At 58.6% G+C, this 512-nt stretch carries 1 pseudogene; it reads right to left on the reverse strand.

Going from position 1 to position 512, the window contains the following annotated elements:
- Window positions 1-284: pseudogene (locus ACWGTI_RS32685) on the reverse strand (ISKra4 family transposase); the annotation flags it as partial.
- Window positions 285-512 lie beyond the last annotated feature (228 nt).

Raw genomic sequence — 512 nt, forward strand, 5'->3', positions numbered from 1 at the left:
AGCGCGAGCTTGCCAAAGCACGTGCGCACGGTGATTGTGCGCTTGTCCTTGAGTTGCCGGGGCCGAAGGCAACACGGGCAAGGTCGCTGGCGTCGGGAATGATCCGTCACCTGAGCATCGGTGATCGCGATCTGGAGTGCAGCAAGGGCCTTCTTCGCTTCTTCCAGCGTCAAGCCGAGCTCATCGATCAACAGCGCACCGTTTGTTCGGTCGAAGCTGATAATCTCTTGCGTTTCGCCTGCTGCGTCGTCGCCGTCGATCATGAGTTGAATGGCAAACCGCATCCACATCCCTCCTTATCTGCTGGAGAGGGAAGCATGCCAAACGGTTGAGGTCAGCCCCTTGTGAACCTTGAAAGTTCGCGTTTCAGAGCCGCATTCACCTCGCGCCGGGCTGAAAGCGCTCGGGTTCGAAGGCGCGCAGTGGATCATCGTCCTCGAGCTCCTCGTCGAAATATTCTTCATCTCGACGAAGCAGCGCATCGATGTCGCCGAAGCGGAACCGGTGGAGGA

The sequence above is a fragment of the Mesorhizobium sp. ArgA1 genome (assembly GCF_053714375.1).